Source organism: Halomonas sabkhae (genome assembly GCF_030409265.1).
GTDB classification, from domain to species: domain Bacteria; phylum Pseudomonadota; class Gammaproteobacteria; order Pseudomonadales; family Halomonadaceae; genus Halomonas; species Halomonas halmophila.
Map to the genome: position 1 here is coordinate 244,504 of NZ_JAUFPM010000003.1, position 877 is coordinate 245,380.

The following is an 877-nucleotide window of genomic DNA, read 5'->3' on the forward strand; positions in this document are numbered from 1 at the left end:
CACCAACAACGGTGACGGCACGGTGACTTATACGCCCAATGCCGACTTCAATGGCACGGACAGCTATACCTACACCGTAACCTCCGGCGGCGTCACCGAGACCGCCACGGTCGATGTCACGGTCAATGCGGTGTCTGACGGCGTGGCCGACAGCTTCACCACCCCGGAAGACACGCCGCTCAGCGATGACGTCTCGACCAACGACACCCACAGCGCCGCGGCGAGCTATAGCCTCAACACCGATGCCGCCAACGGCACGGTGTCGATGAACCCGGACGGCACCTTCACCTACACGCCGGATGCCGACTACAACGGCAGTGACAGCTTCACCTATGACGTCGAGGACGTGAACGGCGACACCGAGACGGTGACGGTGGGCCTGACGGTGACGCCTGAGGCGGATATCGTCGATGACAGCGCGACCACCGACGAGGACACCACGGTCACCACGGATGTACTGGCCAACGATACCTTCGAGGGCACGCCGTCGGTCACTGCAGTGACCCAGCCGACCAACGGTACGGTCACCAACAACAATGATGGCACGGTGACCTACACGCCGGACGCCGATTTCAATGGCACTGACAGCTACACCTACACGGTGACCTCGGGTGGGGTGACCGAGACCGCTACCGTCGGTGTGACAGTCAATGCGGTGGCTGACGGCGTGGCCGACAGCTTTACCACCCAGGAAGACACGCCGCTCAGCGACGACGTGTCGACCAATGACACGCACAGCGCCGCGGCGAGCTATAGCCTCAACACCGATGCCAGCAACGGCACGGTGTCGATGAACCCGGACGGCACCTTCACCTACGCGCCGGATGCCGACTACAACGGCAGTGACAGCTTCACTTATGACGTCGAGGACGTGAAC

At 62.5% G+C, this 877-nt stretch carries 1 protein-coding gene; it reads left to right on the forward strand.

Annotated elements, in window-relative coordinates; translation table 11 throughout:
* On the forward strand, nucleotides 1–877 hold an 877-nt coding region (locus QWY79_RS02765), incomplete at both ends, for an Ig-like domain-containing protein (RefSeq protein ID WP_290269669.1).